General features: G+C 46.5%; 23 protein-coding genes. 13 read left to right on the top strand and 10 right to left on the bottom strand.

The window, feature by feature from the left end:
• Window positions 1-39: 39 nt before the first annotated feature.
• Window positions 40-867 carry an SDR family NAD(P)-dependent oxidoreductase gene (locus tag LDO05_RS18560; RefSeq protein ID WP_251376783.1) on the bottom strand — a complete coding sequence of 276 codons (828 nt, stop codon included), beginning with the start codon at window positions 865-867 and terminating at the stop codon, window positions 40-42.
• Window positions 868-982: 115 nt separating this feature from the next.
• Between LDO05_RS18560 and LDO05_RS18555 the strand changes: the two genes are divergently transcribed.
• The 3 genes from LDO05_RS18555 to LDO05_RS18545 all read left to right on the top strand — a co-directional run bounded on the left by LDO05_RS18555 (window position 983) and on the right by LDO05_RS18545 (window position 2,780).
• Window positions 983-1,651 carry a TetR/AcrR family transcriptional regulator gene (locus LDO05_RS18555; RefSeq protein ID WP_251376782.1) on the top strand — a complete coding sequence of 223 codons (669 nt, stop codon included), beginning with the start codon at window positions 983-985 and terminating at the stop codon, window positions 1,649-1,651.
• A gap of 350 nt (window positions 1,652-2,001) precedes the next feature.
• Complete coding sequence (locus LDO05_RS18550; protein WP_251376781.1) at window positions 2,002-2,415, top strand: MerR family transcriptional regulator; 414 nt, start codon at window positions 2,002-2,004, stop codon at window positions 2,413-2,415.
• An 11-nt stretch (window positions 2,416-2,426) separates the two neighbouring features.
• Complete coding sequence (locus LDO05_RS18545; RefSeq protein ID WP_251376780.1) at window positions 2,427-2,780, top strand: DUF4260 domain-containing protein; 354 nt, start codon at window positions 2,427-2,429, stop codon at window positions 2,778-2,780.
• Between the two features lie 114 nt (window positions 2,781-2,894).
• On the opposite strand, the gene LDO05_RS18540 is transcribed toward LDO05_RS18545, so the two are convergent.
• Entirely contained in the window at window positions 2,895-3,782 is an 888-nt protein-coding gene (locus LDO05_RS18540; protein ID WP_251376779.1) for a TetR/AcrR family transcriptional regulator, read from the bottom strand.
• Window positions 3,783-3,907: 125 nt separating this feature from the next.
• On the opposite strand from LDO05_RS18540, the gene LDO05_RS18535 reads away from it, so the two are divergent.
• Complete coding sequence (locus tag LDO05_RS18535) at window positions 3,908-4,486, top strand: hydrolase (RefSeq protein ID WP_251376778.1); 579 nt, start codon at window positions 3,908-3,910, stop codon at window positions 4,484-4,486.
• A gap of 27 nt (window positions 4,487-4,513) precedes the next feature.
• Window positions 4,514-5,986 (top strand): MFS transporter, encoded by a 1,473-nt coding sequence (locus LDO05_RS18530; RefSeq protein ID WP_251376777.1) that lies wholly within the window; start codon window positions 4,514-4,516, stop codon window positions 5,984-5,986.
• A gap of 228 nt (window positions 5,987-6,214) precedes the next feature.
• On the opposite strand, the gene LDO05_RS18525 is transcribed toward LDO05_RS18530, so the two are convergent.
• Window positions 6,215-7,177, bottom strand: a complete 963-nt coding sequence (locus tag LDO05_RS18525; protein WP_251376776.1) for an NAD(P)-dependent alcohol dehydrogenase — start codon at window positions 7,175-7,177, stop codon at window positions 6,215-6,217.
• Between the two features lie 154 nt (window positions 7,178-7,331).
• On the opposite strand from LDO05_RS18525, the gene LDO05_RS18520 reads away from it, so the two are divergent.
• Window positions 7,332-7,910 carry a Crp/Fnr family transcriptional regulator gene (locus LDO05_RS18520; RefSeq protein WP_251376775.1) on the top strand — a complete coding sequence of 193 codons (579 nt, stop codon included), beginning with the start codon at window positions 7,332-7,334 and terminating at the stop codon, window positions 7,908-7,910.
• Between the two features lie 86 nt (window positions 7,911-7,996).
• Here the strand turns inward: LDO05_RS18520 and LDO05_RS18515 are convergent, their stop codons facing one another.
• Entirely contained in the window at window positions 7,997-8,914 is a 918-nt protein-coding gene (locus tag LDO05_RS18515) for a helix-turn-helix transcriptional regulator (RefSeq protein WP_251376774.1), read from the bottom strand.
• Between the two features lie 98 nt (window positions 8,915-9,012).
• Between LDO05_RS18515 and LDO05_RS18510 the strand changes: the two genes are divergently transcribed.
• Entirely contained in the window at window positions 9,013-9,483 is a 471-nt protein-coding gene (locus LDO05_RS18510) for a VOC family protein (protein WP_251376773.1), read from the top strand.
• 323 nt (window positions 9,484-9,806) lie between these two features.
• Window positions 9,807-11,573 (top strand): ABC-F family ATP-binding cassette domain-containing protein, encoded by a 1,767-nt coding sequence (locus tag LDO05_RS18505; RefSeq protein WP_251376772.1) that lies wholly within the window; start codon window positions 9,807-9,809, stop codon window positions 11,571-11,573.
• On the opposite strand, the gene LDO05_RS18500 is transcribed toward LDO05_RS18505, so the two are convergent.
• The 6 genes from LDO05_RS18500 to LDO05_RS18475 form a co-directional block, all read right to left on the bottom strand.
• Complete coding sequence (locus tag LDO05_RS18500; RefSeq protein ID WP_251378786.1) at window positions 11,533-13,083, bottom strand: IS1182 family transposase; 1,551 nt, start codon at window positions 13,081-13,083, stop codon at window positions 11,533-11,535. The genes LDO05_RS18505 and LDO05_RS18500 overlap by 41 nt on opposite strands.
• Before the next feature lie 232 nt (window positions 13,084-13,315).
• Window positions 13,316-14,215, bottom strand: a complete 900-nt coding sequence (locus tag LDO05_RS18495) for a CPBP family intramembrane glutamic endopeptidase (RefSeq protein WP_251376771.1) — start codon at window positions 14,213-14,215, stop codon at window positions 13,316-13,318.
• 151 nt (window positions 14,216-14,366) lie between these two features.
• Window positions 14,367-15,014 carry a response regulator gene (locus tag LDO05_RS18490; protein WP_251376770.1) on the bottom strand — a complete coding sequence of 216 codons (648 nt, stop codon included), beginning with the start codon at window positions 15,012-15,014 and terminating at the stop codon, window positions 14,367-14,369.
• On the bottom strand, window positions 15,001-16,158 hold the full coding sequence (locus tag LDO05_RS18485; RefSeq protein WP_251376769.1) for a sensor histidine kinase: 1,158 nt from the start codon (window positions 16,156-16,158) through the stop codon (window positions 15,001-15,003). The genes LDO05_RS18490 and LDO05_RS18485 overlap by 14 nt, the downstream gene beginning before the upstream one ends.
• 170 nt (window positions 16,159-16,328) lie before the next feature.
• Entirely contained in the window at window positions 16,329-17,072 is a 744-nt protein-coding gene (locus LDO05_RS18480; RefSeq protein ID WP_251376768.1) for a hypothetical protein, read from the bottom strand.
• 130 nt (window positions 17,073-17,202) lie between these two features.
• Window positions 17,203-17,802, bottom strand: coding sequence for an HD domain-containing protein (locus LDO05_RS18475; protein WP_251376767.1), 600 nt, complete (start codon window positions 17,800-17,802; stop codon window positions 17,203-17,205).
• Window positions 17,803-17,922: 120 nt separating this feature from the next.
• Here LDO05_RS18475 and LDO05_RS18470 point away from each other — a divergent pair, with 120 nt between their 5' ends.
• The 5 genes from LDO05_RS18470 (at window position 17,923) to mle (ending at window position 25,522) form a co-directional block, all read left to right on the top strand.
• Window positions 17,923-18,522 carry a TetR/AcrR family transcriptional regulator gene (locus LDO05_RS18470; RefSeq protein WP_251376766.1) on the top strand — a complete coding sequence of 200 codons (600 nt, stop codon included), beginning with the start codon at window positions 17,923-17,925 and terminating at the stop codon, window positions 18,520-18,522.
• Window positions 18,523-18,676: 154 nt separating this feature from the next.
• Window positions 18,677-18,949, top strand: coding sequence for an excalibur calcium-binding domain-containing protein (locus LDO05_RS18465; RefSeq protein WP_251376765.1), 273 nt, complete (start codon window positions 18,677-18,679; stop codon window positions 18,947-18,949).
• Window positions 18,950-19,018: 69 nt separating this feature from the next.
• Window positions 19,019-22,786 carry an AAA domain-containing protein gene (locus LDO05_RS18460; protein WP_251376764.1) on the top strand — a complete coding sequence of 1,256 codons (3,768 nt, stop codon included), beginning with the start codon at window positions 19,019-19,021 and terminating at the stop codon, window positions 22,784-22,786.
• Between the two features lie 264 nt (window positions 22,787-23,050).
• Window positions 23,051-24,247: a winged helix-turn-helix domain-containing protein gene (locus tag LDO05_RS18455; protein WP_481857069.1), complete on the top strand. Its 1,197-nt coding sequence runs from the start codon at window positions 23,051-23,053 to the stop codon at window positions 24,245-24,247.
• A gap of 435 nt (window positions 24,248-24,682) precedes the next feature.
• The gene (mle, locus tag LDO05_RS18450; RefSeq protein ID WP_251376762.1) at window positions 24,683-25,522 is read left to right on the top strand and encodes an alpha/beta fold macrolide esterase; all 840 of its coding nucleotides are present in this window, start codon (window positions 24,683-24,685) and stop codon (window positions 25,520-25,522) included.
• Window positions 25,523-25,556: the final 34 nt, after the last annotated feature.

Genomic DNA, 25,556 nt, shown 5'->3' with positions numbered 1-25,556 from the left:
GCTTGAAAGCCGGTTGGTTATCTGATATATATATACGGCTTATTGCAGAGGCTTGCCTTGCGCTGCATTCGAGACAGTCTCCCAGGCTTCCCAGGTAGCTAGACGGTCAGTATAGATGCCGCGTGCCATAGGCAAGACTTCCGAGCCGAGCGCAAATCGTAGTGGGGGCTGCGCTGCGTCCACGATCTTGAGAACGGCTTCTGCAGTTGCTTGAGGGTTGCCGCGTTTTTCGTTTGATAGACGCGCGAACAACTGCTTCCGTACATCGGCATAGACGTCCATTTCCGGTACTCGCTTACCTGAAGCGCCAAACTCGGTCGCATAGGCGCTGGGTTCGAGCAGCGTCACTTTAATCCCAAAGTCCTTAACCTCTTGCGCCAGACTTTCGTGGAGTCCTTCGACCGCCCATTTGGAGGAGCAATAGAAGCCGATGAGCGGCCGTGCCTCGATCCCAAGGGCGCTTGATACGCCGATCAAATGCCCGCTGCCCTGCTTCCTCAGGAGTGGCAAGGCGGCTTGGATGACGCGAAGATAACCGAAGTAGTTCGCGTCGAACAGCGCCCGGACATCGTCTTCGCTTGCCTCTTCGATCATTCCCATCAAAGTATAACCGGCATTGTTGAGGACGACGTCCAGCTTGCCGAAATGGGTATGAGCCTGCTGAACGACCTGGCGAACCTGCTCAGCATCGGTCACGTCGAGCGCCATGGGAAGGACGAGATCTCCGAAACGTTCCTTCAAATCGGCAACGTCCTCCAATTTGCGGGCGGTAGCTGCAACTTTGTCGCCACGTGTGAGCGCGGCTTCTGCCCAGATGCGTCCTAGACCGCGAGAGGCTCCCGTGATGAACCAGACTTTTTTATCCATGTTATACTCCTCCTTTATATTCCCTGTTCTGTGTGGGATACTTAAATTAAAGCACCCAAATACGGAACTGTCAAGTTCCGAAACTATAAGGTATCGAAAAAGAGGGTTGAATTTTATGAATAAGATTAATAATGAAGAGTCAGTCGGATCCAAAATAGCTGACAAAGTAGCGGAAAAGCCAGCGAAAACATTAGGCCGTAAACGAGATCACACGCGGGATGTTCAAATCCTGGAAGCGACAATCGACATCCTCGCCGAAGCCGGTTTTGATGGAATGACAATGGACATGGTCGCAGCTAGAGCAAAGGCCGGGAAGGCGACCATGTATCGCCGCTGGTCTTCCAAGGCAGAGTTAGTCCGAGATGCCTTGACCTGGATGAATCGAAATCATCTTGAGCTTGACCTCTTGCCCGATACGGGAACCTTGCGCAATGATCTGCTCGCGCTATTGAAGCCGCAATCGATCGAAGAAGGTGAACGCAAACTTCGAGTACTCGCAGGCCTGGGCTCCTTTTTATCGCAGAATCCGGAAACGGTTAACGGAGAGATTTTCGAACCGTGGGCTGTAGTGAATCGTGAGCTCATGCACCGGGCCGTCGGCCGCGGTGAAATCTCCACCCACGCTGACATTGAAATGGCCTGCCAGGTTATTACTTCCATGGCTTCTTATCGCGGACTCGTACAGGGCAAAACATTCGACAAGCACTTCTACACTTCACTAATCGACGGCGTCCTACTCCCTGCCCTCAAAAATCCGTTAGCGTCTCCAAATGAAATGGAATAAGGAAGGCGACATTAGCGGTGAGCGGAGACTGGATAGAAGCCGATAAGTTCCGGTCTTGTTTAGTTCGTTACAGCGCAGCTCGGCGCCCCCGTCCTTAATAACGGGAAAAGAATTCAATAAGAAAAGCTCCCAATTGACAAATGTGGATTCCCATCAAGTCGATTCGGAGCTTTTTGTTCATTGCTAATCTGCGGATTCACAGGCTGTACTTGGAGTACACTCCAAGTCAAGCGCGGTTTTGCGGAGATGGAAAGGGAAACCATCAGACTCCAAGGAGACTCCTGCCGCCGAATAAATAGTTGACCTTGGACTTTACTCCAATGTTATGATTTTGATGGAAGGGGGCAGATATGAAAATCAAGGATTTTGCGAGCAAATATCAAATTCAACCGGATACCATTCGTTATTATGAGAAAGAGAGCTTATTGAATCCAGTAAGACGAGAAAATGGGTATCGGGAATTTGATGAAGAATGTGAAAAACAAATACAACTTATCATCGTATTAAAGCAATTAGGTTTTACAATAAAGGAGATTCAACAGTTACTTATACTACGAGATGAATCTCTATCAACAGAATGTAGGGATACAACCGTATTATTATTGAATCAGAAAATAATGAGACTTGAGGAAAGAATCCAGTTTTATCAACAGGCATTGAAGGTCGTACAGACCATTAAAGAACTTGCGAGTGAAGTGAGGTATTTAGAGAATATAGAAGATATTGAGAAACTAGTGCTTAGTTTATTTCAAAAGGATTTATAAGGAGAGAGATAATGACGAATAAACAAATCGTTCATGTTGAATATGCACTTGCCTTTGCACTTTCCTTTTTGATTTACATGCAGCTCCATTTTCCCATATGGTTGTTCGTTGTTCTTTTATTCGTTCCTGATCTTACAATGCTTGGGTACACAATGAATAAGAAAATAGGTGCGATTATTTATAATTTGGGACACACCTTTATTTTTCCCCTGCTTTTTGCATTAGGCTACTTATATTTTTCAAACGTTTATCTATTATTAGCATCGATCATCTGGATCGCTCATGTATGTATGGATAGAGCAATAGGTGCTGGGTTGAAATATCAAGATTCTTCATTTACTAATACACATATACAAAGGCTTTAACGTAACAAATTAGACAGAAGGTTCTTGGATCTGACTAGACATCATGATCTTAAACGGTAGAGCGACGCTCAATGCCATTAGGTGAATTAGCCGTCGCTCTGAATTTATATCAATCTAAACACCCGAGAAAATAATATTCCTCAACTGCACCACCAGACTTTTAAGTTCCTTCTCCCTCTCCAAATAGTGCAGCGAGGCCTGTATCAATGGAAGATTCGTTGCCTCCTTGCCAACCTCCGTCTGGATAAACCGGTAAAGCTCCCTTATTTCCGAACGATGCACGGCGCCGGCCGGGATCGTGTTAATGGCCGTATCCATCTCCCGAAACAGTTCGGTAAGAATCTGCTCCTTCTCACCCTGTCGGTCCTCGAATCCCCAGTTCAAATACCTCTCGAATGAAGCTTGGTTCAGCAAAGACTTTGGATCGGACGTTCTCATATGCTTAACGAGCACATGGAGCTTGTCCAAGATGAACCTCGCCGTTTCCTCGAGTGATAACGACTTCTCCTCATATACAATCCAAAACAGATATTCCTTCAGAATCGCCCGATAGATGGCAACCAAATCCCACAGGAACGGCTGGATTTCCTCGCCAAACACATGCAGCAAGCACTCGCTATGCCACCTTATGAGCCGCCCCCTAACCTTGTGTCTGAGCGGCTGGAACTTGGGATCCTGCTGAATAGGGAGCTCAGTAAATTCGACCAGAATATGTTTGTACTCTATAAAATAGCGGAATCGCAGAACGATCTGCTGAACAAACTGTTCTTCCGGTGATAGTCCGGTACGATGTGTCAGCTCATCGACTTGATCAAAATAGTGGTTATGGCATTGATCAAATACCTCACTAAAGATGTCTTCCTTGGAAGGGAAATACTTATAGACCGACCCTTTGGAAATACCGCAATCATCGGCAATATCCTGGATCGTCGTCGAAAGAAACCCACGTTCTTTAAAAAGCTTGGCTGCTGATTGTACTACTTCTTCCCTTGTTACACTCATAAATAAAGCCTCCCCGCTTGACTTTCCGTGAACCATCGTACAAAATATAAAACATCAAGTCAAATGACCATTAGTTCAATATTGTTAACTCGAAGTCAAATAAGAATGACGAGGAGAATGTAGGTATGGAAAAGTTATTTGAACCGCAAAAAACAGCGCTGGTTGTCATTGATCTGCAAAAGTGGTTAGGGAACCAATACGCCCCTTATTCCGCCGAGCAGGTGGTGTCAAACGCCGCCGCCTTGGCAGATGAATTCCGTAAGCAAGGATCTATGGTTGCCCTGGTTAGGGTATCCAGCAAGGACCTGAAGGATATTCCTAAACCGAAGCTGGATACAACTGCACCTGCGCTGAATTTGCCGGAGGGTTGGGATGAAATCGTGCCGGAAATGCGGGTCGCCGATACAGACCACATCATTACCAAGAAGCAGTGGGGGGCCTTTTATGGAACAGAGCTCGACCTGCAGCTGCGCCGCAGGGGAATCGATACCATCGTCTTGTGCGGCATCGCAACCGGACTTGGTGTGGATACGACTGCGCGGGAAGCGTTTATGCGTGGCTATCAGCAGATTTTTGCGATTGATGCGATGACCGGATTTTCCCAAGCCGAACATGATTACGTGAAGAGCTATATTTTCCCGCGTATCGGGCGAACTCGGACCACACAAGACATCATCTCAACCTTTACTAAAGAGAGATCGTAAGGTTATTTTTTCAGGAGGTTGATCTCTATGACCCAAAGGAAACGTCCCCAGAATGATCTGATGTATCCTTGGTATGTCTTATCCGTAACTAGTCTCGGTGCGTTTCTGGTTCTAATCAATATTGGAACGCTAAATGTCGCCTTGCCGGAACTAAGCCGGTATTTTCATGCGGATGCAACAACCTCCAGCTGGATTTTGCTTTCCTACATGCTGGTTAATACCATTCTGATTTTGGTCTTCGGTCAAATTTCGGATATTTTCGGAAAAAGAAGGATGTACTTAATAGGGTTGGCCGTCTTTACCGTAACCAGTCTGCTTCTTGGCTATTCCCCGAACGTAGAGGTACTCATTCTTCTCCGAATCGTACAGGCTGCCGGAGGGGCGCTCGTGGTGACGAACACAACGCCGCTGATCACGGACGCTTTTCCCAAAACACAGCTTGGCACCGGTCTAGGCCTGAATATCTTGTCCGCTTCGATCGCGCAGGTGCTTGGCCCTGTCGTCGGCGGCCTGGTCACGACGGCTTGGGGCTGGAGGTGGGTGTTCTGGTTCAATGTTCCTTTCGGGATCATGGCTCTCATTTGGGGCCTCCGGATTCTACGAGAGAAGCCGCTGACAGGGCCTCGTACCAAAGTCGATCGATATGGGGGGATCTTAGTCTTTATCGCTTTAGCTGGTTTAATCATAGCTCTATCCAAGGGGGGAGAGCTCGGCTGGGGAGACAAGCAGGTGATTGGAGGTTTTGCTGTATTCGCGATCATAACCCCTATATTTTTATGGCATGAGCATCGATCGGCTTCTCCTTTGCTGGATATAAGCCTTTTCAAAAATTGGATGTTCGGTATGGCGAATATCGCTACCTTCTTTCATTCCTTTGCTCGCACGGCTGTTGCCCTGCTTTTCGCTCTGTACTATCAATTTGCCTTCCACTATGACGCACTTGAGGCCGGTCTAAGGATTCTTCCCATTACGATAGGAATGTTGATCATATCTCCCATTGCCGGCATGTTAACCAAGAGAATCGCCCTTCGAGTCCTATCCTCGCTTGGAATACTCCTATCCATAGCAGGACTACTGCTGCTCTTATTCGTACTCGGAGGGAATTTCCCTTACGGGGCCACCGCATGCGGGATGTTGTTCATCGGGATCGGGACTGGCTTATTTCTTACGCCCAATACGATGGAAATCATGTCGTCCGTTCCTGAGAACAGCCGAGGGGTGGCCAATGGGCTGCGGTCCATGCTCTATAACTTGGGCCAGGTGCTGAGTACGGCGCTTTCTTTAACCATTGTCAGTGCGGCGCTGCCAGCCCATATGAAGAACGTGCTGTATTCCGGAAAAAACGCTGTAATTTCAAACGTTGATTTTGCTTTCATCATTCACGGCTACCGCTGGGTCATCATCGCATTGCTATGGACTTCCCTATTGGCCCTTGCAGCCTCATGGTTGCGTCCTCATCCGAGAAACAGAGCCTACGAGGGCTCTTCCGTAGCCAGCTGATGCTGGAATTCAGCGTGAATGGGTTTACAAGAACGGAAAGAAAGGCCATCTCACTAAAGGGTTGGCCACAAGTTTACCGCCACAAATAGCTGGGATGAAAATAACTGTTTTAGAGCAAAACTGATGTTTTGCTCTATTTCTTTAGTTATATAAATTCGCCGTTACAGTGTTACGGTGAACCCTATCATAAATAGGCGAAACTTTTGAGCGAAGAGGCGACGGCTGATATTAGAGCGTAATAATCACGTTACCTTTTTTACGTTCGGTCTCTACATATTTGTGAGCATCCGGCAGGAGCTCCAGAGGATATCGACGATCGATCACGGCGTTCAGTGTTCCATTTCTTGCGAGTTCCATAAGAAACGTCAAATTCTCTTTGTTTTGCATAAGGCCGGCTGTGGCAAAGACAGCCCGCTTGCCTTTGAACAGGGAAGTCCACATCATCTGTAAAATGGTAGAAAGCTTGAACGCGGTAGACAGATACATTCCCTTGTTCGTAAGCACACGCTTGCATGCCGAGAAGGAGCTTTTGCCTACAGCATCAAATACGACATCATAAGCTCTTTTCGACTTCGTGAAATCCTCCTTGGTATAATCAATAACGAAATCTGCCCCTGCCTTTATTACCAGGCCTTCGTTGGCGCCAGAGCAAACACCGGTTACTTCAGCGCCGTAGTATTTGGCTAATTGCACAGCATAGATGCCGACAGCTCCCGAGGCACCGTTAATCAATACTTTTTGTCCCTTCCGCAACTTCGCCTTATCTCTTAGAAACGTCAATGCGGTGGCACCCCCGTCACAGATGCCGACGGCTTCTTCAAAGGCGATGTTGCTCGGTATAACAGCAAGGGGGCTCACTTCGCAAAGACATTTATATTCGGCGTAAGCACCGAAGTTTTTAGGGCTCATCCCTAGTACATGATCCCCCGGTTTAAAATGAATTACATCTCTGCCGACCGCCTCGATCTCTCCGGCTAATTCGCATCCTCCTATTGCAAATCTTGGTCTGGATAGTCCGTATATCAATTTAATCATAAACGGATTGCCCTTGCGAAAAGCGACGTCTGAAAGACCTACTTTGGCAGCATGGATACGAATGAGAATCTCCTTGTTTCCTGGCAACGGCTTAGCGATTTCTTGCGCGACAATCACTTCAGTTGGACCATACGAGGTTTGAATCATGGCTCTCATGGGTTTCCCCTCCTATTTTTAGTGTCTTTGTAGAACATATCGCATGTAACAGCAAATTTTTACGATCCACTGCAACGTCCTTTACAGAAGGATTCCTAACGTCAGATAATGAACATGAGATGAACAGAAGGAAAGGAGATGAAAGAAGGCCGTAATGAAGGACATTCTATACAAGTACATGTCAAGATGGACTTCCCTTAATGACGAAGATCAGCAAGCTATTGTGGATGAGATCAGTATAGAAGAATTTAAAAAGGGGACAGATCTTATTGCACAAGGAGATGTTCCCACAAAATGTTATTTCATCTTAAAAGGCTGCGTAAGGCAGTATGCTATCCAGGAGGATGGTAGAGAGATCACCTCCAACTTCTACACCGAAGAGCAAGCCATCGCCATTTTCAATCATCACAAACCTGATAAGTCGTCCGATTACACGTTCACGTGCACTGAAGATTCAGTAATGGTCGTTGGTGATTTAGATACGGAAAAAGACATGTACAATAAACACCCTCAATTAGAGTCGATGACCCGCAGAATGATAGAGGAGAGCTTTAGCCAAGTTCAGGAGGAATTCGCCTTGTTTATCGCTTCTTCGCCTGAAGAACGCTTCAGGACACTGCTCATGAAACGCCCATCTCTCATCGACCGGGTACCCCAACATCAGTTGGCCAGTTATCTCGGCGTTACCCCGGAGTCTATAAGTAGAATTAAGAAAAGAATCGAATCCACATGAAAAACCCCCTTAAGTTTATGTAATGATTACATTGTAACTAGGGGGATGTTGGCGTGCATTGACTTAAGTCAAGAGACGAGATCTGATCAAGAATAGTTCTCCATCATTTGATATAGATAATTTCGAAATTCCTCAACATAGGCTGCAGGCTCCAAAACTTTAAGTTGGGTGCCGAAGCCTGCCAAGAACTGGAATCCCGTATGGTTTTGAGGGACATTTATGGTTGCTAATAGAGATCCGGAGCTAGAACTGGGGTCTTCAATACTTCTTCGGCCATACCTTTCGATGATTTGATCTTTGATGCTGGGCGAGATTCGGGCCTTAATCGTGGTGAGCTCCGGCACATAAGTTGCTTGGTGTTCTTGTTCTGACCAATCATCTCTAGGATGAAACGCACGTTCATCCACGGTAATATGATCGATCCGAGATAATTTGAATGTGCGATATTCCTGCCGGGACGTACAGAATCCTTTCAAGTACCAACTGGATTCGCTAAAATGCAGTTCATAGGGTTCAACCATTCTATTTGTTACCGCCCCGTCTTTATCTGTATAGCCAAACGAAATCAGCCTCTTCTTAGAAATGGATTCTTGGCATGTCTTCAAGGTTTCAAGAATCTCGGGCCGGCCTTCCCAATCATAGAACGACAGTTGAATGGAACGATTCAGAGACAATGGGCTGACCATTGCCTCTATTTTTCTTATCGTTCTTTCCACTTCTTCAGTAAGAAGAAGTTGTTCCAATCCGCCGAGCGCAGTCAATATATTTTCTAGATCGGAGCTGCTTAAAAGGCGTTTATCAACTTTGTATTCTTCCATAATGCCATAGCCGCCTTTGACCCCATTGACAGAGTAGATGGGAATGTTCGATAAGCTCAATGTTTCCATATCGCGAAGGATCGTTCTTTTGGAGACATGGAATAGTTGTGAGAATTCCTTTGTAGAGACAAGCTCTTTTCTCAGCAATATCATAATAATCGAAATGAGTCTCTCCACTTTGTCCATAAGTACCCTCTTTTTTTACATGATTTTGGAATGGTGACAATAAGATGTCACCTTTCATCCATTATACTACATGTATTACAAGAAGGAGGTTATGCTTGATGTCTGCTATTGCATATTTGAACTTTGATGGAGTTGCCGAACAAGCGATTGAATTTTATGCGGAGGCTCTACAAGCAACTGAAGTGAAAAAGGTTAATTACAAGGACTTCCCGCAGGACCCAAGCTACCCGCTGCCCGACAACGAGTTGAATATGATTATGGAGTCTTCGATCACATTCGCAGGCGGAAGAATCATGATGTCAGATTTGCTGCCTTCCATGAAGAGCGTAACGGGTGAGCTGCTGAAAGGAAATAACGTATGGATTAGCTTAGTCTATGACGATCAGCAAGAACTGGAAATATACTTCAATCGTCTATCGGTTGGCGGTCATGTGATCATGCCATTATCTCCTACTCCGTGGTCCTCCTGCTTCGGAATGCTGGTGGATAGGTTTGGGGTCTGCTGGAAGTTTAATCGTGACGCCGATAGGTTTCTTGATCAAGTGATGTTGAGCAGCCACGATAATTGAACAGCTGCTGCAGGCGAAAATCACGGAAAAGATCTTAGGATTTGGTTGCAGGAAAACGGCAAGCTTAGAAAGTCGGTTGTGCCAGGAATTTCTTGGCTGTTGAACAGGTATTCATTAAGGAGAGCGACGACGATCCAGCTGGACAAGTGCTTCTGGGGGATGCCGAGCTTTGAAAGGGCAGGCGCTGAGCGAACATGTTCGTGGACGGGGCTTGGTCTAAGCATTGAATTTGGCGGGAAACAGTGTTAATCTGAGGTGCGGCAGACTCTGTATTTAGGTTCTGCAGTATCTCTAACTAACCCCTTACCAAGAAAGGTAACACGATGATCAAAGTTGAACACTTATCCTTCTCGTTCCCGCAAAAAGAACTGTATACCGACATCTCGTTCACACTCGAGGAAGGGCAGCACTGCGCCTTTATCGGAACAAGCGGCAGCGGGAAGAGCACCCTGATCGAGATGCTGATGGACCCGGAAAAGCATTTGTTCGACGGCAAGCTGGAGATCGATCCGAACTGCCGAATCGGGTACGTCAGCCAGTTCTCGCAAGTGGACCCGGCCAAGGAAATGACTGTTTTTGAATATATGAGTGAAGAATTCACCAAGATTCAAGAGAAGCTGGGTGTAATTTATGCCGAAATGGCGACGACATCAGATATGGATTCACTGATGGAGGAGTATCAGCTTATTCTGGACACGGTGGAGTCGATGGGCGGAGACGATTTCGAGAGCCGCATCCATAAGAAGCTGAACCTGGCCAATCTCGCGAAGTTAAAGGATGTTAGCGTAACCTCTATAAGCGGCGGGGAATTCAAGCTTATTCAAGTCATGAAGGAAATGCTGACGAATCCGGACTTGATGATTATGGACGAGCCGGATGTATTCTTGGACTTCGAGAATCTGAACGCGCTTAGAAAGTTAATCAATTCCCACAAAGGCATGCTGCTGGTCGTTACGCACAACCGCTATCTGCTTAACCACTGCTTCAATAAAGTCATTCACCTGGAGAATGCGGAAATTCAAGAGTTTGACGGAAGCTATATCGAATATCATTTCACGCTGCTTCAGACCAAAATCGAGCTGCAGGAGATCGCCGTCGCTGAAGCAGAAGAGATCGCGCGATACGATCACATCATCGACAACCTCAGAGCGATCGCGACTTATAATTCAGAAGCATCCAGAGGCCGAGCGTTAAAAGCCAGAGTGAAGTTCCAGGAGAGACTGGAAGCGCGCAGAATCAAAGCGCCGTTCGTCGAGATCAAGCAGCCGGACATCCGCTTCGGGATCGAGCATGAACTGGAAGACGCTGTTGTCGTGAAAGTCGATAATTATAGCGTGGCTTTCGAGGAGCTGCTGTTGGAACACGTAGACTTTGAGATCAAATCCACGGATAAAGTCGCTATCATCGGTCCGAACGGTACCGGGAAAACGACTTTGCTGCGGGATATCTTCCGCAACCATCATGAGTCGATCGAAGTTCATACGGATGCGAAAGTGGCTTACTTATCTCAGCTTCAAGGCGAAACGCTGCAAGATTCGAATACGATCCTGAATGAATTCATCGACGCCGGATTCAAGACTTATGATGAGGTCAGAGCATATCTAGCTGACTACGGCTTCGAAGGAGAAGTTCTTGAGCAGAAGATCGAGTCGTTGTCCGGCGGAGAGAAGAACATGCTCCAATTGGCTAAAGTCGCGGCCAGTCAAGCCAACCTGCTGCTGCTTGACGAACCGACGAGCCATTTGGACATCTATACACAGATCGCGCTGGAAAAAGCCATCATCGACTATAAAGGTGCGATCGTTATGGTATCGCACGATTTCTATTCCGTCGTTAACGGGATGGATTATGTGCTGATCGTTGATCACAAGACCATTCGAAAAATGAGTATGCGAAAATTCAGACAGATGATCTACGCCAGTCATTTCGATAAAGACTACTTAGAAATTGAGCAAAAGAAAAAGTCGGTCGAAATGCAAATCGAGTCGGCTCTGAAAGATACGAATTTCGAACTTGCCAAAGGCTTGGTTGATGAACTGGAAGCATTGATCAAGCAGTTGTCTGCGCTCTCGCAGGCGCCACAGGCTTAGACATTTCGGGAAGAACCGCCGAATATTTGAAAGAGAGGAGCTCCGCCTTAAGCGAAGCTCCTCTCAGATTGCAGACAAACTCCTTGTTCCCGTTAGGAACACAGGAGTTTGTCTTTGTTTTTTTTCTGTAAGAGATCATAAATAAAGCGAAATATCGCTTTGAGCCACCGGACTTCCAGAGCCAGGTGGCTAACTTTTTGAGGTTCATGCAAGCAAAAACGAGCATCGCCTGCATGGAAACTTTACGAAGTCCTCGTAAAGTCGTCCATCGCATGCCATGCTTTTCCTTTAGATCTGCAAATACGCGCTCAATCGTTTCCTTGCGCTGTGAGTAAATTTGTTTGTTTTCATCGGTATGCCGAAGGTGGTCTGCTTCTTCCAGATAGTCAGCCCAAATATGGCGGCTAATTCGCTTAGTGAAGTCCTTGCTTTCGGTACACTGACTCAAGAAGGGGCAGTCTTTGCATATTGTGGGATCGGAACGATACATCTTGTACCCTTCCCGGTTCGTCAATTCATAGGTTAGAAACTCATGGTTCGGACAGATATAGGCATCGTAGTGCTCATCGTATACGTAATCATACTTCTTGAAAAAGCCATCCTTCGTACGAGGTCTTGTGTATGGCATAACAGGCCGTATCCCGTCATCGATCAGCAATTTACTAATGTAGGGAGTCTTGTATCCAGCGTCAACTGCTACAGCTGTGGGCTTGCCCAGAGACTTCTTTACGAGCTCAAGCACATCCTCAAACACCTGGCTGTCATGTACATTTCCTGGAGTTACTTTCGCACCCAGAACAAAGCCGTTGCGGTCGCAGGCCGTATGAAAACTGTAGGCAAATACACGTTCTTTTTCGCCCTTTACAAATAGTCCGCTCTCAGGGTCGGAGATGCTTGTTTTTGTTTCTTTCAGAGCGGACTTAGGCTTTTTTCCGAAAGGCTTCTTCCCATGCTGGATCCGGTCTTCATTAATCTCTTTATCAAGCTGCTCTTGGTACTTTTTGCTTTGCTCCTGTACCATCGTTTTTTCATATTTATTTTTGTTGGCGTTTGCCTTCACATGCGTTGCATCCATGAAAAGCACGTCAGGCTCTACAAAGCCATGCCCTAAAGCTTCTTCCAGAATACGTGCAAAAATGGATTCAAAAATATCCGTGTCCTTAAACCTGCGAACATAGTTTTTACCAAAAGTGGTGAAGTGGGGAATGGGCTGGGTAAAGTCATAGCCGATGAACCAGCGGTAAGCTACGTTCGTTTCAATTTCCCGAATGGTTTGGCGCATGGAGCGAATGCCAAATAGATACTGGATAAGCACGATTTTAATCAGAACTACGGGATCGACACTCGGACGCCCTGTAACCGCACTGTATTTATCTTGAACCAGCTCGTATATAAAACTAAAATCGATCGCATTTTCTAACTTGCGAACCAAATGATCCTTAGGCACAAGGTCGTCTAGCGCATTCACAGAAATCTGAAAGCGACCTTCATAATTATTTTTACTAATCATCATTTACACCTCGAATCAACCTTTTCCTTGACTTATTCTACAAAAAAAGTCTGTAGACCTGCTCCTTTCGGAACTTTGTCTTCAGACTAAGAGGAGCTCCGCCTTAAGCGAAGCTCCTCTCTTTCTCTTAGCCTAAGAAAGTGGGCTGCTATCTGAAGGGATAGCAGGTAGGATAGAGCTGCCTTACTTGTATGGTCTACTTGACGGGGTGAGGTTCATCAGAGATTCGCCATTAAACCTTTTCCAAAGCCTTCCGATTCCTTGCAGCTCCAATCAGCATGGGAATGGCGATCAGAAGGCTGACCACAACCGGAACAACAGAGCCCTCGAGTCCAAAGTCTCCCCCTGTGAGGATGGCTGCACCGTTCACCTCCACTGTGAACAGACCTGCTGGCGGGTGCCCGGAGACAGGAATGCCAAGCAAGCTCTCAAGTGTATTCCAGGCAAAATGCAGCCCCATGACATACCACAGATTCCGCCGCCACAGGAATGCGGCCCCGAGCAGAATACCTGCTTCTACGGTAATGGCGAACGCGCTCCAGAGTGTGGCGCCTGCGTTCCCAAGATGGGCAGCCCCAAAGAATATGGAGGTGACAGCGAGTGCGGCCCAGCTCCCCGCCATTTTGTGAATGGCTTGAAGCATAAGCCCGCGAAAGACAAGCTCCTCAATCATAGCTGCGCTTAATGCTGACGTAACAGAGGTGATTAGAACAGAACCCATATCCGCAGAACTTGCCCATTGAAAGGAGTAACCACCCGCGGCAGCAATAACCATCGTGGATACTGCGATGAAGATGGCTCCAGTTAATATTCCCATGCCAGCTTCCATACCTGCGCGTTTTCTTGATAACTCAGGACTTGAGCGGTGGGCCAGGTATTTCATCGTTAGCCTGTAGACTAGGATGGCTGCAATGCCAGCCGTTAGGGTCACAAGAAGGGAAGCCACTCCGTCTGCTTGCCCGGCTAATGGCCGGAACAGAGTATCCTCGAGAGCAACGCCAAGGGTCCCCACGAGAATAATGCCGAGGGTCCCCACAAGCATCCAGATGATTGGATAGCGCCACCATGGACGCCTTGTACTCAATCTCCCGCTAATATGCTGCCTTTCTTGATCTGCAGATGTTTTCTTCATATTTGTCTCAGCTCCTCTGTTACTTGATAGATCAAAGTATAGGCTGAAAAAGTCACATGAGTAAGTACGCTTTAGTCATGATTTGGTCACATGTAGATGCCAAAAAAGCTGGCTGCTGCCTGAAGCAGCCAACCAGCTCCATCGGTATCGGCTATTCGTGATTCGTGTATCCCGATTCTCGGGCTAAGCGAATGGCTTCCCGCCTTCCGCTCACATTAAGCTTCGAATAGATCGATGAGATGTAATTCTTCACCGTGCCTTCACTGAGGGACAGCGCCTCGGCAATGTCTTGATTGCGCAAGCCGGAAGCCAGCTTATGCAGCACTTCCAGCTCACGAGTGCTCAGCCCGTATTCATTACTAATTGCGGCGGGGGCACCGTGCATACTTTTGATCATTTTACCTGCCATCTCCTGCGTGATCAGCGTCCCTCCCGCATGAACCACTCTGATGCCTGCGGCCAGATCCTTGGGATGAATGGCTTTGAGCAGATAGCCCTCCGCTCCATGGCTAAGCGCCGACAACACGTATTCGACTTCCTTATAGGAGGTCAGCATGATCACTTTGACTGCAGGCATCCGTTCTTTGATCACTGCCGCTGCGGCAACGCCGCCCATGACTGGCATATGGATATCCATCAGTACGATATCCGGCTGGAATTGTTCACAGCCATCGATTGCTTCTTCACCGTTCCTGGCTAGACCGACGATGTCCAAGTCCTCTTCCATGGACAGAACAATATGCAGACTCTCAAGGATTAATTCCTGATCATCGGCTAGCAGCACTTTAATTCTCCCCATGCAGCATCGCCCCTTTCAGCGGAATTTCACATCTGACTTCAGTGGTCGCTTCAGGTCCTGCCCCGGACGACACGAACAGGCGGCCTCCCAACCGCTCGATCCGGTCCTTCATAGAGGTGAGGCCGAAGCCAAACTCCAGCTTGTCAATGGGAATTCCGTTATTGCGAATGAGTAAGTGCAGTGTGGACTCGGTACATTGAAGCTCCAGATGCAGGTGGGACGCTTTTCCATGCTTGAGTGCGTTCGTGAAGGACTCCTGGATGACCCTTAGAATCGCTTGGCGCACTTCAACACGCATCGGCTGCTCCGTCCCCAGCAGAGTCAAGGTCATGACTGTTCCCGTGTGCTCCTGGAGACTGGCCATAAGCGCCTCAACCTGCTGTAAAAGAGTGGATTCCTCTTCATCCCCCATCTCGTGCACCAAGCTTCTCATTTCGTCCAAATTACGCTCGGCCAATGCTCTTATCCGTATTAACCTGTCTTTGACCTCAGCAGGCTTGTGATCCATTAGGGCGATGGAAGCGTCAAGGCTCATAATGAGTGAGATAAAGGAGTGCCCTAGGGTATCATGAAGCTCCTTGGACATGCGGCCCCGTTCTTCAATCAAAGTCATCTTCTCAATCTCGGCGGCATAGTGGGTTAACAATTTGTTCTGCTGTTCCACTTCGGCAACCAGTTCATTCTTCTGATGGTATGCACGGGCTACGGAGCTTGCCCAGATCCCGATGAAGCAGAATAACAGATTGTCTGTTCCGAGACTAAGGGTCTGCTCCCAAGATAAACCTGGATAGATCTGAAAGGTAAGAGGGATTAAAGCAACAGCGGGAATAACCCAGAACGTTCGCTTGGTCAATAAGTACCCCATTACAAGACTCGGCAGCAAGTAGTCCGCCTTAGAAGTCAGGTCCGGATGGAAGACAGAATTCACATAGTAGGAACCGCCCAACAAGAGCTCCAGTATGCAGAACCAGACTTTGTTCATGCGTCGTCCCGGGAACCAGCACAGTATAGGGACAATCAGTGCGGCCATTAGCCAGAGGGCGTTCAATAAAAAAGCAGGGTTCGAAAGCCCGCTATCTGTGAAGAATCGGGATGCCAGCAAAATGTAATGGTAAGAGCGAAGAGCAAATATGCCCCAATCCATGAAAGATAATATTTTCTTAATATCGTCGTCCCACTTTTCTAGTAAAATAAACCAGCCCTAGTGAGTCCAGTGTAACATTATCATTCGCGCCCAACAATTGGAGTGGATACAAGAAAGAAGCCATTCAATCAGAATGGCCCCGTCCCCCGTCTCTAATAATCCGAACTCCCTTATGGTGTCCACTGATCGTGGATGATCCCCACAAGCGCCCGGTCTTCGCCGATCTTCTCAAATACGAGCCGAAGGCTGCGCCAGTCCATACCCTCGTATTTTGGATCAATGCCGTCAATGTGGAACTCTATGAAATCATGCGTTTCTTTTGGATAGACCTCATTCAGATTGTTAATCGTCGTTCCCTTGCCGAGAGATTTGTTCAATCCGATCTTGGCATCTTCCATAAAGTTCGCATCATACACAAATTTCTTATGGTATTTGGCGTAGGTAAGCTTGATAACATCCCCGTTCCCGGCATACTCCCGCCATACTCGAACGGTCTTACTAGCCATCGCATTCGTCAGCTCTTCACGTGTTAAGACCTGATCCTTCTCCTTGTCAACATAGGCGTAAGGCGAGAATCTAACACCCTTCTCGGGATGTGCCCAGGCCGCAACCGTCTCCATATTGCCTGACTTCAGAGCTCTAATTACCGTGGTGGCCGCCTCTTGCGCCGTTGGTGGGGCGCCCTCGTCTATCGGTGGCTCAGCCTCATCCGTAGGTTCCTTAGCTGGTTCCTTCACTGGTTCTTTTGCTGGTTCCTTTGTCGGCTCCTCCGGTGACGGTGTGCTGGTTGGGGTTGATGGAGTCTGTTCGGTGGGTGCCTTCTCCTGTGTCGATGGCTTCGATGGCTCCGCTGTGCCGCAGGCGGCCAGCACGAGCATCCCTGCAAGAACCGCCACTAATCCATTAAGCTTCATTGTGAGTATCATCTCCTGTTATTTTTCTAATATATTCCATATTAGACGAAGCAGATGTCCATAATGTTGCAGCTGCATGTGTAGAGGCGGCTTGAGCGGTGAGGAATCAGCGTAATCTTCTTAAGATGGTCTACTCAGTAAATGGAGAATTCAGCACGCCGTGAACAAGCCCCATTTGAAGCAGTGCCGAGCTTAAATTATGGGGGAGTTGATGCTTGCTTTTCAGATCAGCGTCGTGCTTGATTAATTCTATAATAGTCTGCTTAAACCCGAGCCGCGGATAAGACTCCAGAACGGATCTCATCATCTCCTCGGAAATATCCCCCACACGCAAGCCTAATATATCCATACCCGCGCCAAAATGTACCAAAGCAATCTCCGGCTGCTTCTCTTCAGCAATCTCGGACGTATGTAAAATAATAGCCTCCCGCACCACATCGATCTTCTCTTGGGGAAGTCCGTGACTTGATAGGAATCTCTGGGCATGATCGGCCCCTTCATGTTCGAATGAATGCTTACGGCACACGTGTTCCGTTAATCCAACATCATGCAGCACCGCACCGAGAAAGAACAGCTCGGGGTCATACTTCAGACCGTACCTCTTACCCAAGGCATCCCCAAATGCATAGGTGCGCATGCAGTGGTTATACAGAAATTCAGGAGATATTTCGAATACAAGCTGTGCTGCTCTTTTGGCCAGTCCGCTATCTGGAATCGTAATTTGATGCATACTATCCCTCCGTCACAAATATTTAGAGACCGTCCGGTCTCCAATATAATAATGGATGTTCTTCATTTTAACAAGAGAAATATGATACATTTTAGACACCAATACGGATCGGAGGACGTCATGAAAAAGGGAGAACAAACGAAACAGCATATCATCATGAAATCCGCGGAACTATTCAATCAAAAAGGGTTTGCGGGCTGCTCGATTAAAGAAATTATGGACGCAACAGGATTAACCAAGGGCGGCATCTATCGTTTCTTTGCCAGTAAAGATGAGATTGCTCTGGAGTCTCTAACCTATGCGCTAGAGATCATTAACGAGCACTTCACGCGCGCTATCCAGGGGAATAAGTCAGCCATAGACAAGATCTTGGCTATCTTTGATGTGTACGCGGATGTTGTGCATCACCCACCTCTACAAGGCGGATGTCCTCTGTTGAACACGGCCATAGAGAGTGACGATACCCATCCTGCGCTGCGGGACAAGGCCCTTGCAGCCATGAACGGCTTCCTTGCCACCATTCACAATGTCCTATCAGAAGGAGTCCACAAAAAAGAGCTGCGTCCAGATCTGGACCTCAACTCCTTGGCATCCTTTGTATTCTCAATTCTGGAGGGAAGCATTATGGCCAGCAAGCTGGAAGGGGATAACCGGCATGTGGCTACGGGTAAGGAGAATTTGGCCCATTACTTGAGGACTTTCCAGATTCAGTCCCGCTAGAGCGGGACTGCGAGAGTTAAGGGGGCGGCCTCGTGATCTCGCAGCCTATTTGCTAGATACCTAGGGCTGCCGATTGTTGTAAGTTTTTATAATTGGCCAGCTATACCGATATTAGAAATAGGTTAGACATACAATCCTTAGGAGGTATATGAACATGAAGCGGCACACAGGAATTATGGTAGTAGCTATAGGACTTATATTCAGTGTTACTAATATAGCAACAGCAATTGAAGTACAAGCTAAAGGTGTAAAAACATATGGCAATTGCAAAGAATTGAATAAGGATTACAAGGGGGGAGTCGCTAGATCAGCAACAGTTAAAAATAAAGGCGGAAAGACAAAGTATAAGCCTTTTGTCTCTAAGGAACTTTACGATGCCAACCAGTCGCGTGATCGTGATAAAGATCTTATTGCTTGCGAGAGGTAATTCCAATGAGAATATAATGTTACACCACTAGAAGAGCCTGAAAAATGTTCTAAGAAAGAAGTGACACATATGAAAGAACAGCTAAGTCACATGCGGGATAAGTTAAATAATATAAATAAACGTAATCGATCTATCCGCTTGTTAAAAGTCTACCAAAAGTGGAGCTTCGATATAGCGATGCTGGACACTCTAGAAGAACATGAGGGTGCTCAAACAGTCTTAAGAAAGATCGTAGATCCAAACACTAAAGGGAAAGTTACGTTACTAAAACCTTCTCTAGATAATGAGAAATCTATGAGTTTATCTAAAAGGCTAACGGATCTTTATCGTCAAATCAAAGCTCTGGAAGATGAGACGGGTGTTCATGATTTATACTTGGGCTATCCGTTTTTATCCGGTGTTCTTCTTGATGGCACCTTTATTCAAGCTCCGCTCTTTTTGTTCCCGATACGATTGGAGAGAGAGAACACAGGTCTTCAGAAATGGATAGTACATAACGAAGAAGGTGGCCCGCAGCTTAACCGCACACTTTTTTTGGCTTTAAAGAAATTAAACAAACTTGGATTCTCGGAGGATATCTTTGAGGAAGCTGTTTCAGCAGCAGGCTCTCTTAATTTTGAGGAAATTGCAGCTTTTTTGGGAAAGCATCAGTTAAAGGTTCACTATACAAGAACAGGGCTAAGTCGGTTGCGCGAGTACAAGTCAGGTGACATGCCGGAAATGGCAAATATGACATTGCTTGAGAACGCTGTAATTGGTGATTTTCCGCAAGGGGGATCAGCTATTGTTCGCGATTATGAAGAATTGATTCAGTTATCTGAGACGGACGCTCTGTCATTAGTGGGCGACATGATTAGCTCTGAAGATGCTTTACCTATAGAGGCGGGAGCATGGCTTAATCCATCTGAGTCTGATGAGCAAGTCCGAAATAAAGAGGAAATCTTTAATTTACTGCAGACAGACGGCTCACAGGAAGAGATCCTTAAAGAGGCCCGCTATCTAAAAGGATTGGTAGTGCATGGACCTCCCGGTACCGGGAAGTCACAGGTTATTGTCAACTTGATTACAGATGCACTTCATCGGAAAAAAAAGGTTCTTGTCGTCTGTCAGAAGCGCGCAGCCTTGGATGTTGTATATCAACGTATGGATAGCCTTAGTCTCAGTGATCATGTTGCTCTAGTACACGATGAGAAAGTGGATAGAAATACACTCTATCAGAAGATCACTAGGGTTTTGGAGCATAGCGAACTGAAGTTTGTGGAAGCGGTAGAAGAACTGTTCAATGTAACTTCTCGTGTGAATTACCAAGAGCAGCTGTTGAATACGATAGCCCAAGCGCTTAATGAAAGGCAACCTTTTGGATATAGACTGTACGAACTTTACGGAGAATCCAAACCAGTAACGGATTCAAACCAAATTATCACCTTAAACAGCGCAGCTGAGCAATTGACAAGGGAATCGCTAAGAGAAATGTCAGAAGCGGTTTATACCTATGGGGAGTGGTATCAACAGTTTGGTCAGGATACCTATCCATTAAGGCATCGAAATAGCTTTGCTGCTCTCGACATGAAAGCAAAATTAGAAGTAATTGAAAAGATAGAGTTACTAATCCGCAAAGCGAAAGATGCGGTAGCGTATATAGAGACGTTGGATATCGATAAGATAACCCCTGCGTATACATGGCTCGTACATCACAAATTAAATAAGATATATCCGGATCTGGATGACAACCAAAAGCGAACCCTCCAAGGGCTGCGGTTATTCTGGTGGACTACCTTTACAGGGAAATCAATCATCGAAGAGATCACTGGGGGAGAGAAGTTCAAGGGAACAAGCTCGGCAGAGTGGATAGGAATAAAAGAGGCCTTAAAGATTATGCATAATTTGGCCGTCGTTACTGAAGCATTATCCAGTGAAATAACGACATTGAATTTAATTCTCCAAGACAAACAGGTGAGAGAACTGCAAAGCCGGATAGCTGATGGGGACATTCCGTTAAATGAATTGATAACAATATTAGACTATATCTATCGTGATTTTGATGATCTTAAATTAATGGATTCCTTCTGGGAACAAGCAAGCAGTGACCTGAAGAGTGTCATTCAAGCCTTACAGGAGAAAGGTCTGGAATCAGAACAGCCATTACCGCAACTGTGGGTAGATATCTTAAAGAACTCTGCATATATTTACTGGATTGATCAAATCGAAGCAAAGTATCCAGAGGTACAAAAGATTTCTACAAACGAGTTCGGGAGGATCCGCGAGTCATTTGCTAATCTGTTAGAAGAAAAACGAAAAGCGGCAGCAAAGTACTTAATTCATGAACTCAGGAGTCAGGTAGGGCATCTTCAACAAATGCAAGGTAGATCCACAAAAGAGTTGAAACACCAAACAGGCAAAAAGAGAATGATATGGCCGCTGCGCAAGTTGGTGAATGACTTTGCCGACAAAGGGCTGGTAGATATTATGCCGGTATGGTTAGCCTCTCCAGAAATGGTATCCTCCATTTTCCCATTAAAAGAGGGTCTCTTTGACATCGTAATATTCGATGAGGCATCCCAATTAACTGTGGAAAGCGGGATACCCGCTGTGTATCGCGGCAAACAGATTGTTATCGCGGGGGATGAGAAGCAGCTTCCACCATCTAACTTGTTCAGGGCTGGATACGCAGACGAAGAAGATGAGGAAGAGGCTAGATATGATACGGATGAGTCCATTAGCTTGCTTAACCTAGCGAAAAGGCGGTTCCCGGAGAAAATCCTTCAATGGCATTACCGCTCTAAATATGAGGAGCTTATTAACTTCTCTAACCATGCATTCTACAACGGCTACGTACAGATTGCACCAAACGTAACCCCTTTCCAAGAGCCCCCGGCAATTATTTGGAAGCGCGTGGAAGGCAGATGGTTAAACCAATCTAACGAAGTAGAAGCATTGGAAGTTGTTACAGAGCTGAAGGGTATCATGGAGAACTGTGTTGGCAAGTCGGTAGGAATCATCACTTTTAACTCTAAACAGCAGTCCAAGATTTTGGATATTATTGATAAAATGAATGCAGAAGATGAGGAATTCAGACTCCTTTACACAGAACTAATGGCTAGAGACTTGGATGAGCGGTTGTTTGTCAAAAATATTGAGAATGTGCAAGGTGATGAGCGGGATATTATCCTATTCTCTATAGGATATGCCAAGAATGAGGAAGGTAAAGTGTATAACCGATTTGGTTCGCTTAACCAAAAGGGTGGGGAAAATCGGTTGAATGTTGCAGTTACACGGGCGAAGGAAAAAGTCTTAGTGGTCTCCAGCATAGAGCCAGAGGACCTTAATGTGTCGAATACATCTGAAAGAGGGCCCAAACTGCTAAAGTCCTACTTGAAGTATGCCAGAGCGGTATCGAGTGGCAAAATGGAGGCTATTCGTTCTGTAATCCTTGATCTAAATGAAGTCGTGAATACACACGCTGTACCTCAGTCTCTTCATTTCGATTCACCGTTTGAAGAACAGGTATATCAACAGCTGCGTAATTTAGGCTATGAGATTACTACACAAGTAGGTATGTCTGGTTATCGGATCGATATGGCGGTTGTTCATCCTAATGATCACTCCAGATTTATCCTTGGCATAGAATGTGACGGGGCAATGTATCATAGTTCTCCAAGTGCCCGAGAGAGGGACGTTTATCGTCAAAGGTATCTGGAATCTAGAGGATGGACGATTGAGCGAATCTGGAGCCGAAACTGGTGGAGAAATCCTGTGAATGAAATAGAGCGTATAGATCAACGCATCAAAGAATTAATTCGTGAGGAAGAGGTAAGAGAAAGGGTGGAAGTGCTGTAATGTTCCAGTTATAAAAAATGTGATAACCAAAAAGGTGCTATATCGTTTTAATGATTAAAACGATATAGCACCTTTTAATAAGCTTTAGCAATTGTATGAACTATTTTAGAATCTGCTTAGTGGCCGTATTACAAGTGATGGTGTACATAGCAGGTCATCAGTGTAAGAACAAATGTTTGCATTCCTTCATTTCATTTTGTATGCTTGGATATGAGAAATATTGCCATCTATATCTCCACTACTAAACCAGAAGCAGGTGCGAACATGATCCATTTAACCAACCGTCAGGCCCGGCAATTTCTGTTGTTGAAGCATGGGCTTGTGGGTGAATATAAATTTAGTGGGAAGCAGGGCGTGCTGGACTTTGTTCGGCAGGTCGGCTGCCTTCAGTACGATCCCATTGATGTATGCGGCAAGAACGCCGAGTTGGTACTGCAGTCGCGAATCAAGGGATTTACCAAGGGAATGCTCGCCCAGCTGTTATATGAGGATCGAAGGCTTGTCGATTATCCCGACAAGAACCTGGCCATTATTTTGGCCGAGGACTGGCCGTATTTTGAGCGGTACAGGCAAGCCGCCCGGCAGCATGCCGAACGCTATCCCGAGATGGAAGCATTGTCAGCAGAAGTACGGGCTCATATCCAAACTCACGGTGCGCTAAGCTCGGATGATTTGAAATTGGAAGGGGATTTCTCTTGGCGATCGGCCATCCATTGGAGTGGTGGGAACAATTCAGCCCGGTCGGTGCTTGAACAGATGTATTCGACGGGGGAGTTGATTATCCACCATAAGAAAGGAACGCGTAAATACTACGATGCAGCCAACAAGTACATACAGCCACACCTGCTGAATGCGCCAGAGCCGCTGCAGGATGAGCTGGAGCATTATAAATGGCGGGTACTGCGCCGAATCGGTTCGGTGGGCCTTCTATGGAATCGTGCGTCAGATGCCTGGCTGAATATATGGGGGTTGAAATCAGCACAGCGCAACGAAGTGTTCCGCCAGTTAGTGGATGAAGCCCGCATTGCTGCCGTTACCGTGGAACAAATGAAGGATAAGCTGTACTGCCTCGCTGAGGATCTACCGCTAATTGAAGCCGTCTTGCAAAATAATCAGGATCCCAGCCCGCGTTGCGAGCTTATTGCCCCTCTGGACAATCTCCTATGGGACCGAAAGCTTATCAGCGAATTGTTCGGCTTCGAATATACCTGGGAGATCTACACGCCTGCAGTCAAGCGGAAGTTCGGCTATTATGTGCTGCCTCTACTCTATGGAGAGAGCATCATTGGACGAGCCGAGATCACTGTGGAGCGAAAATCAGGAACGCTCGTTGTGAAGAACATTTGGTACGAGACCGGGGTGAAACCAACAACGCAATTGCGAACAGCCCTGAACGGTTGTATCCAGAGATTTGCGCTGTTCAACGGGTGTGAGACGATATCGGCAGAGACTGCCATTTGATATTTCCAGTACTCACACAGCAATTACCAAGTGTTGACAGGCGCCTTTTTGCTATGTTAGGATCAACCTAACCAATATGAACGGAGGGGTTACGTGTGTTGAACTAATCTTCGATATTTCTTGCACAGTGAATTAAACGGTGGTTTAAGGCATTTGGTGTGCATAGTAATCGAAGAGTGGTGCCTTCACGGTAACCTGTTGTAGTTATATGTGACTGAGGACAGAAGCAATTCTGCCGCCTTCATGTCCATATACTGAATTTGAAGAGAATGCAATGGACCCTTTTGGGTGTCAATTCAGAGACTGAATTGGGGCCCTTTATAGGGATTAATTATATCATTGCATTTATTCCCGAATTCTTAATTCGATTACCGTATGCACAGGCCAATAGCCTGTGTTTTTTTATTTACTATATCCACATTGGAGGTAATCAATATGAGGGAACGATTAATAGAAGTCGATGGAATTCAATTATGTACAGACAGTTTTGGCGATCCTGTGCATCCGGCCATTTTGCTGATTATGGGTGCTCAATCCTCAATGATTTGGTGGGAAGAAGAGTTTTGCCAACGGTTGGCGGATACAGGGCGTTATGTCATACGTTACGATAACCGCGACGTGGGACGTTCAACAACCTACGAACCTGGTCAGCCCGGCTATACCTTCGAGGATATGGCAGATGACGCCGTTAGTGTATTGGATGCCTATCAAGTTGAGCAATCGCATATCTTAGGCATGTCCATGGGCGGTATGCTGACTCAAATGATAGCTCTGCGGCATCCGGAGAGAGTTCTGAGCATTACCCTGCTAGCAACGTCCAATTTTGCTCCACATCTCCCTCCGATGGAAGGGAAGGTTATGGATTTTTTCTCGACTCTGGGGGATATCGATTGGACGAATCATCAATCGGTAGTCAAATTTGCGATAGAGCGATCCAAAGTGCTGGTGGGTTCCAAGCATCCTTTTAATGAGAAGAAGATAGGCATGTTGGCTGGAGAAGAGTTCGCAAGAAGTAACAATATGGCCAGCATGAACAATCACGCCTTGGTGACGGGGGGAGAGTCCTATCTGGGCAGGACGAGTGAAATCAAGGTTCCCGCCTTGATTATACACGGTACAGAAGACCCCATTATCCCTTATGCACATGGACAGCATCTTGCCAACGAAATTCCGGGTGCGGTATTACTGACATTGGAAGGCTCAGGACATGAGCTTCATGAGGATGACTGGGACATCATTATCGAGTCTATATCGAAGCATACTTCTGTTCAGTAGCCCTTAACTTAACTGCAATTGATAAATAGAACCA

It is taken from the genome of Paenibacillus sp. YPG26 (assembly GCF_023704175.1).
Lineage (GTDB): Bacteria > Bacillota > Bacilli > Paenibacillales > Paenibacillaceae > Fontibacillus.
The sequence above is the reverse complement of the archived record's forward strand: the minus strand, read 5'-3'. Positions and strand labels throughout refer to the sequence as shown.